Genomic DNA, 14,422 nt, shown 5'->3' with positions numbered 1-14,422 from the left:
TTTGGATCAGGATTTTCTCATTTGTATTCGATAATAAAATATTGTTGGTTTCTTTTGATTTTGGTTGCACAGAACCTTAATTCTAAAGAATTAGTTTTGGTTGCAGGTTTATCAAAACCTCCCTATGTCATTCCTGAAGAAGATTCTGGCTTCGAAGTTGATCTTATGCGTGGTATTTTCGCTAAATTGGGACACGACATTTCTATGTTGTATGTGCCTTATGGACGTACTTACGAAACCATGAAACAAGTGAAGGCAGATATTGGGCTAACTCAAATTAAGCAAGGTGGAGTAGAAGCCGAAATATTAAGCCTACCTTATGTTACCTATCAAAATGTTGCTGTTAGTTTATTAAAAAAATCGATTAAATTGGATGAATTTAAAGAGTTGAAATCCTTAGTCGTGGTCGCTTTTCAGAATGCTAAAAGGGTCTTAGGATCAGCCTTTGCAGAGGCCACTAAACAAAGTCCATTGTATATCGAGTTACCAGAACAACGTAATCAAGTGGAATTATTGCTAACTGGCAAAGTTGACGTAGTTGTTATGGACATCAACATATTTAAGTATTTTGCAAAGTTGCTAACGGGAACTGGGCAAATGGAAAAAATGCAGGTGCATAATCTGTTTGCAGCAACTCAATACAGCGCAGCGATTCAGGATCCCGATTTGCGAGAAGCATTCAATCGAGAATTTGTTAAATTTCGTAATACTGCCGAGTACCATAAATTGCTGGAAAAATATGATATGACTAAGGGCGGCGGATATTACTTTTACAACAATAGTTTACCAAGATAAAAGTACACGGCACTTCAGGTGACTTAAATAAAGTTAGCTATTTCACTTAATTCTTTTTTACTCAAAGCGTGCTGTGGCACAGTGGCATCTTCTGCAGGGTAACCCACAATTAATAACATATAGGGTCGCTCGTTATCTGGGCGGTCGCATATTTTGGATAAAAAACTCATAGGTTTGGGGGTATGGGTAAGCGTTACCAGGCCACTGTGATGCAAAGCGTTGATAAGAAATCCCGTAGCAATGCCTACAGACTCATGCACGTAATAGTTAGTTTGTTTATTACCATCTTCTAGTTGTGTATTCTTTTGACTGAAAATAGCGATGAGCCAAGGGGCGTGCTCTAAATAAGGTTTATCAGCATCAGTGCCTAAAGGTTTTAATGCACCTAACCATTCATCCCCTCCGCGACCTTGGTAAAAACCTTTTTCGTGGGCTTCAGCCTGCTGGCGCACTTGTGATTTAATTTCTTTTGAATGTATAGCTACAAAATGCCAAGGTTGGTGATTGGCGCCATTAGGCGCAGTGCCTGCCGCTTTGATGCAGTTTTCAATGATAGTTTTGTCGACCGGACGATCACTAAATTTGCGTATGCTATGGCGACGTTTTATATCTGCATAAAATTGCTCAGAGCGCACCAGCATTTCTGCTGGTGGATATTCTATAAAATCAGTTAGAGGTAAAGCATCATGTTGTTGCATCGGCGTCTCGTTTTGTTTTTTGCTCACTGTATTTTATTGAGACAGCTTTTTCCAGAAGTTAACGCTATGCTACCTTTTGAGAAGCCTCACGACTGGATAGGTATTCGTTGTAAGTGCCTTGGAAATTAATGACTTCATGATTGCTAATTTCAATGACTCGCGTGGCTAATGATGAAACAAACTCTCTGTCGTGACTAACAAAAATCAAGGTGCCATCAAACTTTTTAAGGGCGTTGTTTAATGCTTCAATCGCTTCCATATCCATGTGGTTAGTAGGTTCGTCCATTATTAACACATTAATATCTGACATCATTAACTTGCCAAACAACAAGCGATTTTTTTCGCCACCCGAGCAGACCTTGGCTTTTTTATTAAAATCGTCAGCGGTAAATAATAAGCTGCCTAATAATCCCCGTACTGCTAAGTCATCATGTTTAGGGGTGCGCCATTGTGACATCCAATCAAATAAAGTGAGATCGCCATCAAAGTCAGCGGTACTGTCTTGTGGGCAATAACCAATGCTGGCGTTTTCAGACCATTTGACTACACCACTACTAGCTTGCAAGTCATCAATTAAACAGCGTAAAAAGGTGGTTTTACCCACGCCATTTTCACCAATTATTGCGAGTTTAGCGCCGGCTTCTAGAATTAAATCTGCGTTATTAAACAGTGGTTTGTCATCAAACCCATGACTCAATTGTTCAAGGATTAACGCCTGACGGTGCAGCTTTTTGTGCTGTTTAAGCATGATTTTAGGGGTGCGTCGGCTAGACGACTTTACTTCGTCTAAGGTGATTTTTTCCATCTTCTTAGCACGAGAAGAGGCTTGTTTGGCTTTAGATGCATTCGCTGAGAAACGATTTACAAACGCTTGCAGCTCGTCAATTTCGGCGCTTTTCTTGGCATTTTCTGTGAGTAACTGTTCTTGTATTAATGAAGATGCCGCTTGGTATGCTTCATAGTTTCCTGGGTAAATTCGTAATTCGCCATAATCGATATCCGCCATATGGGTACACACTGAATTTAGGAAGTGTCTGTCATGGGAAATAATGATCATGGTGCATTTACGTTCGTTAAGCACGCCAGCAAGCCAATTAATAGTATAAATATCCAAGTTGTTGGTGGGTTCATCTAACAACAATATATCTGGGTTAGAAAACAACGCCTGTGCTAACAACACCCGTAATTTCCAACCAGGAGCAACCTGTGCCATGAGTCCAAAATGATAATGCTCAGCAATTCCTGCCTGTAGCAATATTTCACCGGCTCTAGATTCTGCGGTGTAACCATCCATTTCGGCGAATTGGGTTTCTAATTCAGCTACATGCATGCCGTCTGCTTCACTCATTTCTGGTTTTGAGTAGATAGCATCTCGTTCTTGTTTAACTTTCCATAGTTTTGCGTCGCCCATAATAACAGTATCAACTACTGTGTATTCTTCAAAAGCGAATTGGTCTTGGCTTAACGTTCCTAGTTTATCCCCTGGAGTAATAGATATGTTGCCAGCGCTCGGCACTAAATCACCACTGAGGATTTTCATAAATGTGGATTTACCACAGCCGTTAGCACCAATAAGTCCGTAGCGGTTGCCGTGGCCAAATTTAGCGGAGATGTTTTCAAACAAAGGCTCAGCGCCAAATTGCATGGTGATATTTGCAGTAGAAATCAAAAGTAGGTCGTCCAGAAAAAAGAAAATTAATCGATATGCCTAACAAGTGGGCTAACACTCGACAAACAAAGGCCGCGCATCATACGGAAATATGCTGCTAAAGTCGAGCTGAGTTGATGCTTATTTATACAGGTTACAATTATTGTACTTATTATAAACTGCTTGTTAGCATTAATATGCCCACTAAATTTTTAATGGATTATTTATGCCTCTTCCTTTTGGTTTGAAATCATTTGTTGTTATTTTGCTGATACTTTTTGTATCCGCATGTGCCTCACCACCACCTATTAGTGAAATTGACCGATTGACGGCTCGCGCTCAACGGGTTGAAATTATTCGCGATGACTTTGGGGTGCCACATATCTACGGTAAGTCAGACGCAGACGCCGTATTTGGTTTGTTGTATGCACAAGCTGAAGATGACTTTAAGCGGGTAGAGCGCAATTATATATGGGCTATCGGAAGACTTGCAGAGGTTGAAGGTAAAAAAGCCTTATACAGTGATTTGCGGGCCCGTTTGTTTATGACTATTGCGCAAGCAAAATTAGCGTATGAAAATTCTCCAGAATCACTTAAAGCCTTATGTGATGCCTTCGCGGACGGGCTCAATTATTATCTGGCTACACATCCAGAAGTCAAACCTGCACTGTTGACGCGTTTTGAACCTTGGATGCCGATGTTTTTTTCTGAAGGGTCAATTGGTGGTGATATCGAACAAATTTCAGTGAAAGGTATAAAAGCCTTTTATGGCAGCAGAATTGATAGCCCTTATACACAAGATTTAGCTATGGCGGAGCCTAGCGGTTCCAATGGTTTTGCGATTTCTGGCAAGTTGACTAAATCTGGACATGCCATGTTATTGATCAATCCCCACACCTCGTTCTACTTTCGACCAGAAGTGCATGTGGTGAGTGAAGAAGGCCTCAACGCTTACGGCGCTGTGACCTGGGGGCAGTTTTTTGTTTATCAGGGATTTAATGAAAAAAATGGCTGGATGCACACTTCGACACATGTGGATTTTATGGATGAATACCTTGAAACCATTGTCGAGCGTGGTGATGATTTATATTATCTATATGACGGTGACGAATTAGAGGTGGATAACTCATTTGTTTCCTTGAGGTATCGGGATGGGGACACTATTAAATATCAAACCTTCCCTACTTATCGTACCCATCATGGGCCAGTGACTCATATGGTGAATGGGCAATGGGTCACAACACGTATCAATTGGGATCCGGTGACGGCATTGCAACAATCGTTTATTCGCACTAAAACTTCAAGCCATGATGGATTTCGTACCATGATGAATATGCGAACTAACTCTTCTAACAACACTGTGTATGCCGATGCGGACGGTAACATTGCGTATTATCACGGGAATTTTATCCCCAAGCGTGACCCTAGCTTTGATTATTCTAAGCCGGTGAATGGTTCTATTAAAAACACTGACTGGAATGGTCTGCACACAGTAGATGAAACCATTAGCATCCTTAACCCTGAAAATGGTTGGATCCAAAATGCTAATTCTACGCCTTTCACAGCCGCGGGTGAATTTAGTCCCAAAGCTGAAGATTACCCGACTTATATGGCCCCAGATCCTGAAAATTATAGAGGTATTCACGGGGTACAAGTATTAAAAGACCAAACTGATTTTACTTTAGATAAGTTAATAGAGGTGGCCTATGACCCCTATTTACCCGGTTTTAAAACCCTCATATCCGGTCTAATTAACGCTTATGACGAAACCCGCAATCCACCTAGAAATTTAGCTGAACCTATTAATGCTCTGCGTCAATGGGATTATCGGGTATCAGTGGATTCTAGCGCCATGTCGCTGGCGCATTTTTATGGCATGCAGTACTTGGCAGAGGGTGCTCGTCCAGAGAGTAAAAGTTTGATGCAAATTATCGAACATTTTGGCACTAATTCGCTGCGTTCAGAGAGATTAAAGATCTTTGAACTGGCAGTAGAAAAGCTGATCGCCGATTTTGGCCAGTGGGATACACCATGGGGTGATATTAATCGACTACAAAGACTCACCGGTGATATTGATTTGCCTGTGGACGACACGCAACCAAGTATTCCAATTGGTTTAGCATCAGGCCGCTGGGGAGCTTTGGCGGCTTTTGGTGCCCGAAGTGTGGATGGGAGTAAAAAACTTTATGGTTACAGAGGTAATAGCTTTGTAGCTGTGGTGGAATTTGGTGAAAAGGTAAAAGCCAAATCTCTTTTGGCAGGCGGTCAAAGTGGCGATCCCAGCTCTGCTCATTTTTATGATCAAGCGCAGCGTTATGCTCAAGGGCAATTTAAAGACGTTGCTTATTATAAAGACGATGTGTTGAAGCGGGCAGTAGAGCGTTATCAACCGGGTAAGCGCCAATAGATTTGGTGCCTACCCTTAAGTAAGGTTAAAAAGTTTAGCAGGTTAACCTTTCGCCATATCGTTGCCTTTTGCATCAGCAGGTCGTGCTTTTAAATATTGTTGTGTCATTTTTTCAGCTGAGCGACCTGCTACATAGCCACCTAAACCAATTTGTAACAGAGTCCAGGCGTCACCCGCTAGTGGATTGGGTAACCACCCAAAACTATCGAATACCACTAAAGCTAAAAACGTAAGCATAGTGATAGGCCTCCAGTTACGTTGCATCCACGATTGGCCCGTGGCCTCGGCGGTGATAATGGCCGTTTTGCTCTCTAATAACTTGCTTTCGTAATCAATCACTTTTGCCAGTAATTCGTTTTCTACGGCTTTTATTTGCGCTTGAAGTTTGAGTTTTTCTTCGTCGCTGGTGTGGATTTCGTCAATTAACTTTACGGCAGGTTCAAAGATGTTACTAATAAAAGAAAAAACGTTCATATTCCCTCCTAGGAATGTTGTTGTTCTGGGTTAGGCATCATCTTTTTAAATGCCCCATAGTGTTTTTGTATTTTGTCGCCATAGACTTTTTTCTGACCTTTACCGTTGTACATACCAGCAAAATCTTCAAAGGCTAGATCTTTTAGGTATTGCAGCATTCTGGGTGAGAAAAAATTAAATAATCCGTTAACTTGGCCCTGAATACTGCCAGCAAAGGCATTAAACATTTCTAGCACCGATTGATACCCAATTCGCTCAAAATGAAACCCCATAATTTGTGGTGCCCCCATGCTGATTGACAACATGGCTGCGTTTTCATCTAACTGACGAGCAAATTCAAATATTTGCCATTCATTGGATTGACGGCCATGAAAAGACTGCCATTCGCCAATGGGTTCCCTGCGCCATTCGTGGCCTTGCCATACTTTGTCATTGCTATATCTAAAATGTTGTCGAAATTGTTGCGGGTTGTGTTGACCCCAAAATTTCCAAAATTTATGAATTTCGAAACGGATGATCATACGATCACTGTTGTTTTGTTCGAATCCTTTGCCAGAGCTTTCTACGCACAAAACCGCCAAGGCACAGGCTACGTCGAGTTGCTTGTTGTTGCTTAAGTCAGTTAATAAGGCGCCCCATCGATTCCATGTCGCGGCGGCATTACGTTGTTCACTTGATCCAGTAACAGTTAATATGGTTGTAGGGGTAAGGCGGGATAATCCTTGTTCAATATGAGCAGAAGGAATAATGACATCGTCTTGATGATCAGATAATGCAATAGGATCTTGTTGTTGCGCATTGATAGCTGTTTCGGTCATTGGGGTGATAAAACGACTGGCCACATAACCCCTATTGCCATTAAAGCGTATCTGACTCCAATCATGTTGTTGGCCTTCTACCCATACTTGTCCGCCCATAGTGATTTGGCCAAACAGACTTGCGCTTGGGTAGGGTGCAGAGCGCACATTCAGGAGGTCTGCACTGACCTTGGCATAGTAGCCTTTTGATACGTAAACCAGATCGACAAATCGTGCCGCAACATAGGCAGTTTCACCATTAAACTCAATCTCTAACCAGTCATTTAAAAAGGCTAGCGTTTTAATTGACGCACCTCGGCTAATTGTTGCTAAGTGTTTGGCACTGGTTGATGGGGCTTGGCGTACATTTAATTTATTGGTGTTAACTGTGCCGGTTAGTCTGGCTAAGTCATTAACCGGTCTCAAATAGTGGGCTGAAACAAAACCAAAAGTATCCTTGTAATGGAGTTGTATCCAATTATCAAAAGGGCCTTCCCCTTTGATTACCATGCCTTCAGTGAGTTGCCCTAAAATCGCACTACTGGGCGTTGGCATACTGCGTACGTTGAGTAATGAAGTTGAAACTGCGCCTATCATATTGGATGCCCGCTTTGGGTATATAGAACGAGGAAGTCAATCACGTCATTGATCCTTTGACTGATTTTTGAACAGTTATGAATATAGAGTGCAGTTCGAAAATTTACAATATTGGTTGGCTAGTTAATATCTTTGGTGACCTGTAGATCAAAATTTGAATATTCCATTGGCTTTATTTTTGCTCCGAGCTCTCGGCGCCTCTGAGGTGCAATACCTTTTTGTTTGGTTTTAAATCGCAAATTTTGAATTGACCACTTCGTAAACTAGCCGAGCTGCTAACTTGGCCGTGCGGTTGTCGATGTCGAAGTGAGGATTCATTTCGGCAATGTCAGTTAGTTGCCAATTGAAGTCAAAAACATCTTGTGATTTGGCTATCCAATGCAGCATCTTGATGACAAACTCTACTGAAATACCTAAAGCACTAGGTGCACTGACGCCAGGCGCAACGCTTGCAGGAAATGCATCAAGGCAAACAGTGACATAAAGTTCATCTACAGCAGTCAGCATTGGCTCAAGTAATTGTTTGGCAGCGTTGAGATTGCAATCAATATCCAGCAGATAGCGTGTTTGGCTTTGTTTGGCATAAGTAAAAAGCGCAGAGGTATTGGAAGATTCAGCCACACCTAAACATGCATAATGAAACTCTCGGTTGTGAGTCTGGCAATATTCAGAAATTTGTCTAAAAGGCGTGCCAGAACTGGCACCCAGCGAAGGATTACGTAAGTCAAAGTGGGCGTCAAAATTAATGATGGCTATTTTTTTAGTTGGATCTTTTGCAAGATGTTGCACTAAGCCTTGGTAACTGCCCCAAGCAATTTCGTGTCCGCCACCTAAACCAATAACAAATGCATGTTCATTTAAACTTTTGGCTATTTGTTGGGCATAGTGCGTTTGCGCCTCAGCTAAGTGTGTTCCCGCTACAATATTACCTCGATCGTGCAAACCACAATCAGCGTGCCAAGCAAAGTTAGCAAGGGTTTTACGTATGGCATTTGGGCCTTTAACGGCTCCAACCCTGCCTTTATTGGAGGCCACACCTAAATCACATTCGAAGCCGAGAAGGGCACAACTAGTGGTTTGTGGCTGGGTATCGACTATCTGATGCCATCGCAGCCCATTTTGACCGTCTTCTGTATCATCACGGCCTTGCCAGTGGTAGGTTTTTACAAGTTTAGCGTTAGTCATGATATTTAACACTGCCGTCCAGCAAACCACTTAGCCACTGGCCTATGTTGGTTAATGCCATAAACCAGTTCAGCAGGGTGTTCGATATCCCATAAACATAAGTCAGCATCCTTTCCGATGTTGATTTGGCCTTTGTTTGGTAAATTGAGTGCTTTGGCAGCGTGAACTGTGACTCCGTAAAGTACTTCTTCCGGAGTTAAACTAAATAACACACTGGCCATATTCATTATGGTTAAAATGGACGCTATAGGTGAACTACCGGGATTTAAATCTGTGGCAATGGCGATAGGCACATTGTTGGCTCTGAGCTCGGCAACTGGTGGCTTTTGGGTTTCATTCAGATAATAAAATGCGCCGGGCAATAACACTGCTACCGTATCAGATCTTTTTAATGCGGGGATATCTTTAGGATCTAAATATTCAATATGATCCACAGACAGCGCAGCAAACTCAGCTGCCAATTTGGCACCTTTTAAGTCTGAGAGTTGCTCAACATGGGCTTTCACATTTAAGTTGTGCATTTTTGCTGCAGTAAATATTTTGCGGCATTGCATGGGCGAAAACCCAATGCTTTCACAAAACACATCAACACAACTGGCTAATTGTTGTTTAGCCACGGCCGGTATCACCTGATCGCAAACAAATTGCACATAGTCATCAGGGTTAGAACGGTATTCTTTAGGCACAGTGTGGGCACCAAGGTAAGTTGGCACAATATTCACTGGTAAATGCTCAGCAATTTGCCTGGCTACCTTGAGCATTTTTATTTCGGTCTGCATATTCAAGCCATAACCCGACTTTACTTCTATGCTGGTGACGCCTTCTTCAACCAACCTCGCTGCACGTTTAATGGCACTGCTAAGAAGTGTTTGCTCTGAAGACTCTCTAGTGGCATTAACCGTGCCTTGAATACCACCACCTTGTTGGGCTATTTCTGTATAGGTTTTACCTTGCAGTCTTTGTTCAAACTCATTGGCTCTATTGCCGCCGTAAACTAGATGGGTATGGCAATCAATAAAGCCCGGTAATAACCATTTATTTTCGCCATCAAAACTTTCATTACCTTGATAGTTTTCTTGGGACGGATCGAAAATGGCCAACACTTCGCCATTTTTTATTGCCACTGAACTTTGAGTGAGTTCGCCGTATGGCGTCCCATTTTTTTGCATAGATGCAATACGTACATGCTCTAGCACTAAATCACACTGCTTAGTCACAACTCACTCCAACTGAATTTGATGTAAATTAGTTTACTTGTACATACTTGTATATACAAGTATGTTGCTATAGATTATATGGCTATAGTAGGCAGGTTAACTTAGTGGTTGATGATGAATAAAAAATCTTCGGTGCAAGCCAGATTTGTACAAATTAAATCGGCACTTTTAGAAAAAATAGAAAGTGGCGAGATGTCTCCCGGTGACAAAGTGTTGTCTGAAAACCAATTAGCAGAAAGTTTTGCTGTAAGTAGAATGACCGCGCGCCGTGCTTTGACCGAATTAGTGAATGAGGGGATTTTGGCTCGATCCCAAGGTGTGGGCACTTTTGTCTCCGATAGCAGGCCCATGAGTTCTATTCTTGAAATACGCAGCATAGATGATGAAATTTCGCAGCGTGGACACAAATATACAAACCAAGTGTTAAGCGTAGATTCGATTCAGGCTTCAGAGCAACAAAGTGCTTGGTTAGGTGTGCCGGAAAATAGTCTGGTTTTTCACACTAAAATTGTGCACATGGAAAACGGGCTCGCCATTCAATTTGAAGACCGCTTAGTCAATCCTGTTTTAGCGCCCGATTATATTAAACAAGATTTTAGCAAAACTACTGCCAATCATTATTTAAGCGAAGTGGCCCCACTGACTCAGGCAGATCATTCGGTTGAAGCTATATTGCCCGACCAAGGCTTGGCGCAGCTATTGAACATTGCTTTAGACCAACCCTGTTTGAAACTAAGTCGTCGAACTTATTCAAGTAAAGGCATTGTCAGTTACGCCCGTTTATATCATCCAGGTAACCGCTATCGAATTGGTGGCCACCTAGATTTTCACCCATCAAAGTAGGACCTTTTTATGAACCGTTATGATCCCAGTCGCACTATCCGTGCTCCAAGAGGTACTCAACTCAGCGCTAAAAGCTGGCAGACTGAAGCGCCTCTTAGAATGTTAATGAATAACCTTGATCCTGAAGTCGCAGAGCATCCTCATAGTTTAGTGGTGTACGGTGGAATTGGGCGCGCTGCTCGAGATTGGCCCAGTTATGACAAAATAGTTGAGGTACTAACACGCCTAAACAAGGATGAAACTTTACTCATCCAAAGCGGTAAACCTGTAGGTGTGTTCCCTACCCATGAAAATGCGCCAAGAGTATTAATTGCCAACTCAAACCTAGTGCCACACTGGGCAAACTGGGAACACTTTAATGAATTAGATAAACAAGGCCTAATGATGTACGGGCAAATGACTGCCGGGTCTTGGATCTACATTGGCTCACAGGGCATAGTGCAGGGCACTTATGAAACCTTTGTCAGCGTGGCTAAACAACATTTTCATGGTGATGCTACAGGCCGCTGGATATTAACCGGGGGGTTAGGTGGCATGGGCGGTGCACAACCTCTTGCTGCCACCATGGCGGGCTTTTCAATGTTGGCCATTGAGGTAGATGAAAGCCGTATCGACTTTCGAATCAAAACGGGTTATTTAGACAAAAAAGCAGAAAACTTAGATCATGCGCTAGAGCTGTTAGCAGAGGCTAAATCAACCAACCAAGCCGTGTCTATTGGGTTGTTAGCCAATGCTGCAGATGTTTTCCCTGAATTAGTAGTGCGTAATGTGACACCCGATGTGGTGACCGATCAAACCAGTGCACACGATCCATTAAATGGTTATTTACCTCAGGGTTGGAGTTTAGAGCAGGCAATAAAAATGCGTGCCTCCAATGAAACTACAGTAGTGAAAGCTGCTAAACAATCTATGGCAGTGCAAGTTAATGCCATGTTAGATCTACAATCCAAAGGCGCAGTCACACTTGATTATGGTAACAACATTCGGCAAATGGCCTTAGAAGAAGGCATTAAAAACGCTTTTGATTTCCCGGGTTTTGTACCTGCCTATATCAGGCCATTATTCTGCCAAGGCATAGGACCATTTCGTTGGGTGGCGTTATCTGGTGACCCAGAAGATATCTATAAAACCGATGCCAAAGTTAAAGAACTGATCCCAGATAACGCTCATTTACACCAATGGTTAGATATGGCCAAAGAACGCATTCAGTTCCAAGGTTTACCCGCGCGTATTTGCTGGGTTGGCTTGGGCGAAAGACAAAAGTTGGGATTAGCCTTTAACGAAATGGTCAGAACTGGTGAGTTATCAGCGCCAGTTGTAATTGGTCGCGATCACTTAGACTCTGGCTCTGTGGCATCACCTAACCGTGAAACAGAAGACATGTTAGATGGCTCGGATGCGGTATCAGATTGGCCCATACTCAATGCCATGCTTAACACCGCTGGTGGCGCAACTTGGGTAAGCCTGCATCACGGTGGTGGTGTTGGCATGGGATTCAGCCAGCATTCTGGCGTGGTGATTTTGTGTGATGGCACCGAAGAAGCCGATAAACGTATCGCCAGAGTATTACACAACGACCCCGCTACAGGAGTGATGCGCCACGCTGATGCAGGGTATGACATTGCCAAAGAATGTGCGCAAAAACACAATTTAGACCTGCCGATGTTAGACAAAGAAGGGGATAAATAATGGCACATATTGTTATACATCCGGGGCAACTCACTCTATCGCAATTACGAGATGTGCAACGTAAACATATCCCTATTGCTTTATCACCTGATGCTTATGATGTTATCCACCAAGCTGAAAAAGTAGTCCTAGATGTGATTGCGCAAGACAGAACGGTTTATGGCATCAACACCGGTTTTGGTTTATTAGCCAATACCAAAATTGACGTCTCAGAGTTAGAGCTTTTACAACGAAGCATAGTGTTATCCCATGCTGCGGGTATTGGTGATTTTATGTCTGAAGACGTGGTGCGTTTGTTGTTATTGCTTAAAATTAACTCGCTGTCCCGTGGCTATTCAGGTATTCGCTTACAAGTCATCGAAGCCCTAATCACCTTGTACAACAAAGAAATCTACCCAGCTATTCCCGAAAAAGGCTCGGTAGGCGCATCAGGCGACTTAGCACCCTTGGCCCATATGAGTGTAGTGCTCTTAGGTGAAGGCGAAGTAATTTATCAAGGTACCCGTATTTCAGCGGAACACGCCCTAAAAATAGCGGGCTTAGAAAAAATTGCCTTAGCACCCAAAGAGGGATTGGCCTTACTTAATGGTACCCAAGCCTCTACTGCGTTTTCTCTTAAAGGACTGTTTTGTGCTGAAAACGCCCTTAATAGCAGTATTGCAATAGGAGCACTCAGTGTCGAAGCGGCTCTGGGTTCACGGGTGCCTTTTGATGAACGTATTCATCAAGTGCGCGGCCATCAAGCACAAACCGATGTAGCAGCAGCTTACAGAGCCTTATTAAAAGAGTCGTCTATTGGTCACTCTCACGATGGCTGTGCAAAAGTCCAAGACCCTTATTCATTGCGCTGCCAACCCCAAGTGATGGGCGCCTGTTTGCAACAAATGCGTTTTGCCGCACAAACACTGGTAGTAGAAGCCAATGGTGTATCAGACAACCCGTTAGTGTTTGCCGATAGTGGTGATATTTTGTCTGGCGGTAATTTTCACGCTGAAATTGTGGCTATGACTTCAGATATGTTAGCTATAGCCTTAGCGGAAATAGGAGCCCTGTCGGAAAGGCGTATGGCCTTATTGATTGACTCGCACCTAAGTGGTTTACCCCCCTTTTTAGTGGATAACGGCGGAGTAAATTCAGGTTTTATGATTGCACAAGTCACCAGTGCTGCCCTTGCCAGTGAAAACAAAACCCTAGCGCACCCAGCCTCAATAGACTCCTTGCCCACCTCGGCCAACCAAGAAGACCATGTCTCTATGGCCACTTTTGCAGGCAGACGTCTATGGGATATTTTCGATAACGTAGCAGGCATTTTAGCGATTGAATGGCTTGCTGCTAGTCAAGGACTCGACTTTAGAGCACCACTAGAAACCAGCGACAAACTCAAATCAGTCAAAGCCCTGTTACGCACCAAAGTGCCCTTTTACGACAAAGACAGATATTTTTCTCCTGACATAGAAAATGCCAAAAAATTGATAGTGAATCGCAGTTTGTTAGACAATGTTGGTATCGATTTACTTTAATAAGTTGTTGAGTGAAGGCTCTTGCTAGCATAACCAATGGACTTGTTCTGCTAGCTGATAACATGTTGTTCTGGTATATCTATTGGGCTTGATTTGATCACAAAATATCAAATCTAACTTAGCCTTTTCAAAAGCCTAAGTTTATGAAATGCTGTAAAAAATTAACCGGAATGTCGAGGTAAGTATGAGACTAGCGTTTGTATCTAACCCGACATCCGTCTAATACACTGTTAGTTGTACTCAATAAACTCAAAGGAATTATCTGTGGAATGTGTTAGAAAATTTTGGTTTTGGTTTACTTTAATTGTTTGTCCTATTTTAATTCTTTGGGCTGTCTATACCATTGGAAAGTTAGTAGGCAATGCTATGGTTTCACAATCTAGTATGCCAGCTATTGATAGCACTCATTTGGTCGCAATTTGTGCTGGCATTTGTGCTGTGTCTGTTCTCTTAAATACTTTACGTAAAGCAAAAGTACGCTTTGCAAGAGCAAACAACTAACAAGAGACTATGGCGTCAATAGCTAATTTTTAGCCTTTGGCGCTTCCCACA

General features: G+C 42.7%; 12 protein-coding genes. 6 read left to right on the top strand and 6 right to left on the bottom strand.

Annotated features, from left to right (window positions below; genetic code table 11):
• The first annotated feature begins 60 nt into the window (after positions 1-60).
• Positions 61-795, top strand: coding sequence for a transporter substrate-binding domain-containing protein (locus tag AAC000_RS20090; RefSeq protein WP_339725323.1), 735 nt, complete (start codon positions 61-63; stop codon positions 793-795).
• 23 nt (positions 796-818) lie between these two features.
• Here the strand turns inward: AAC000_RS20090 and AAC000_RS20085 are convergent, their stop codons facing one another.
• Both AAC000_RS20085 and AAC000_RS20080 read right to left on the bottom strand, forming a co-directional pair.
• A complete protein-coding gene (locus AAC000_RS20085) occupies positions 819-1,493 on the bottom strand; it encodes a nitroreductase family protein (protein WP_339725322.1) in 675 nt (224 codons plus the stop codon).
• Between the two features lie 64 nt (positions 1,494-1,557).
• Entirely contained in the window at positions 1,558-3,162 is a 1,605-nt protein-coding gene (locus AAC000_RS20080) for an ABC-F family ATPase (protein WP_339725321.1), read from the bottom strand.
• A gap of 205 nt (positions 3,163-3,367) precedes the next feature.
• On the opposite strand from AAC000_RS20080, the gene AAC000_RS20075 reads away from it, so the two are divergent.
• The gene (locus AAC000_RS20075; protein WP_339725319.1) at positions 3,368-5,548 is read left to right on the top strand and encodes an acylase; all 2,181 of its coding nucleotides are present in this window, start codon (positions 3,368-3,370) and stop codon (positions 5,546-5,548) included.
• 42 nt (positions 5,549-5,590) lie between these two features.
• On the opposite strand, the gene AAC000_RS20070 is transcribed toward AAC000_RS20075, so the two are convergent.
• The 4 genes from AAC000_RS20070 to hutI all read right to left on the bottom strand — a co-directional run bounded on the left by AAC000_RS20070 (position 5,591) and on the right by hutI (position 9,818).
• On the bottom strand, positions 5,591-6,022 hold the full coding sequence (locus tag AAC000_RS20070; protein WP_339725317.1) for a 3TM-type holin: 432 nt from the start codon (positions 6,020-6,022) through the stop codon (positions 5,591-5,593).
• Between the two features lie 8 nt (positions 6,023-6,030).
• Complete coding sequence (locus AAC000_RS20065; RefSeq protein WP_339725315.1) at positions 6,031-7,416, bottom strand: N-acetylmuramidase domain-containing protein; 1,386 nt, start codon at positions 7,414-7,416, stop codon at positions 6,031-6,033.
• 228 nt (positions 7,417-7,644) lie between these two features.
• Positions 7,645-8,601 carry a formimidoylglutamase gene (hutG, locus tag AAC000_RS20060; RefSeq protein ID WP_339725313.1) on the bottom strand — a complete coding sequence of 319 codons (957 nt, stop codon included), beginning with the start codon at positions 8,599-8,601 and terminating at the stop codon, positions 7,645-7,647.
• A 5-nt stretch (positions 8,602-8,606) separates the two neighbouring features.
• Complete coding sequence (gene hutI, locus AAC000_RS20055; RefSeq protein WP_339725311.1) at positions 8,607-9,818, bottom strand: imidazolonepropionase; 1,212 nt, start codon at positions 9,816-9,818, stop codon at positions 8,607-8,609.
• A 111-nt stretch (positions 9,819-9,929) separates the two neighbouring features.
• Here hutI and hutC point away from each other — a divergent pair, with 111 nt between their 5' ends.
• The 4 genes from hutC (at position 9,930) to AAC000_RS20035 (ending at position 14,371) form a co-directional block, all read left to right on the top strand.
• Positions 9,930-10,661 carry a histidine utilization repressor gene (gene hutC, locus AAC000_RS20050; protein WP_339725309.1) on the top strand — a complete coding sequence of 244 codons (732 nt, stop codon included), beginning with the start codon at positions 9,930-9,932 and terminating at the stop codon, positions 10,659-10,661.
• A 9-nt stretch (positions 10,662-10,670) separates the two neighbouring features.
• The gene (gene hutU / locus AAC000_RS20045) at positions 10,671-12,350 is read left to right on the top strand and encodes a urocanate hydratase (protein ID WP_339725307.1); all 1,680 of its coding nucleotides are present in this window, start codon (positions 10,671-10,673) and stop codon (positions 12,348-12,350) included.
• A complete protein-coding gene (hutH, locus tag AAC000_RS20040; protein ID WP_339725305.1) occupies positions 12,350-13,870 on the top strand; it encodes a histidine ammonia-lyase in 1,521 nt (506 codons plus the stop codon). Before hutU ends, hutH begins: the two co-directional genes overlap by 1 nt.
• Positions 13,871-14,134: 264 nt before the next feature.
• The gene (locus AAC000_RS20035) at positions 14,135-14,371 is read left to right on the top strand and encodes a hypothetical protein (protein WP_339725303.1); all 237 of its coding nucleotides are present in this window, start codon (positions 14,135-14,137) and stop codon (positions 14,369-14,371) included.
• Positions 14,372-14,422 lie beyond the last annotated feature (51 nt).

Origin of the sequence: uncultured Paraglaciecola sp., from assembly GCF_963977085.1 — a bacterium.
Classification (GTDB): domain Bacteria; phylum Pseudomonadota; class Gammaproteobacteria; order Enterobacterales; family Alteromonadaceae; genus Paraglaciecola.
This window is presented reverse-complemented; position numbering and strand designations above follow the sequence as displayed.

Coding starts and splice junctions, on each gene's coding strand:
- hutC (WP_339725309.1), top strand. CDS start 9,930: ATGATGAATAAAAAATCTTCGGTGCAAGCCAGATTTGTACAAATTAAA.
- AAC000_RS20070 (WP_339725317.1), bottom strand. CDS start 6,022: ATGAACGTTTTTTCTTTTATTAGTAACATCTTTGAACCTGCCGTAAAG.
- AAC000_RS20065 (WP_339725315.1), bottom strand. CDS start 7,416: ATGATAGGCGCAGTTTCAACTTCATTACTCAACGTACGCAGTATGCCA.
- hutU (WP_339725307.1), top strand. CDS start 10,671: ATGAACCGTTATGATCCCAGTCGCACTATCCGTGCTCCAAGAGGTACT.
- hutH (WP_339725305.1), top strand. CDS start 12,350: ATGGCACATATTGTTATACATCCGGGGCAACTCACTCTATCGCAATTA.
- AAC000_RS20085 (WP_339725322.1), bottom strand. CDS start 1,493: ATGCAACAACATGATGCTTTACCTCTAACTGATTTTATAGAATATCCA.
- hutG (WP_339725313.1), bottom strand. CDS start 8,601: ATGACTAACGCTAAACTTGTAAAAACCTACCACTGGCAAGGCCGTGAT.
- AAC000_RS20075 (WP_339725319.1), top strand. CDS start 3,368: ATGCCTCTTCCTTTTGGTTTGAAATCATTTGTTGTTATTTTGCTGATA.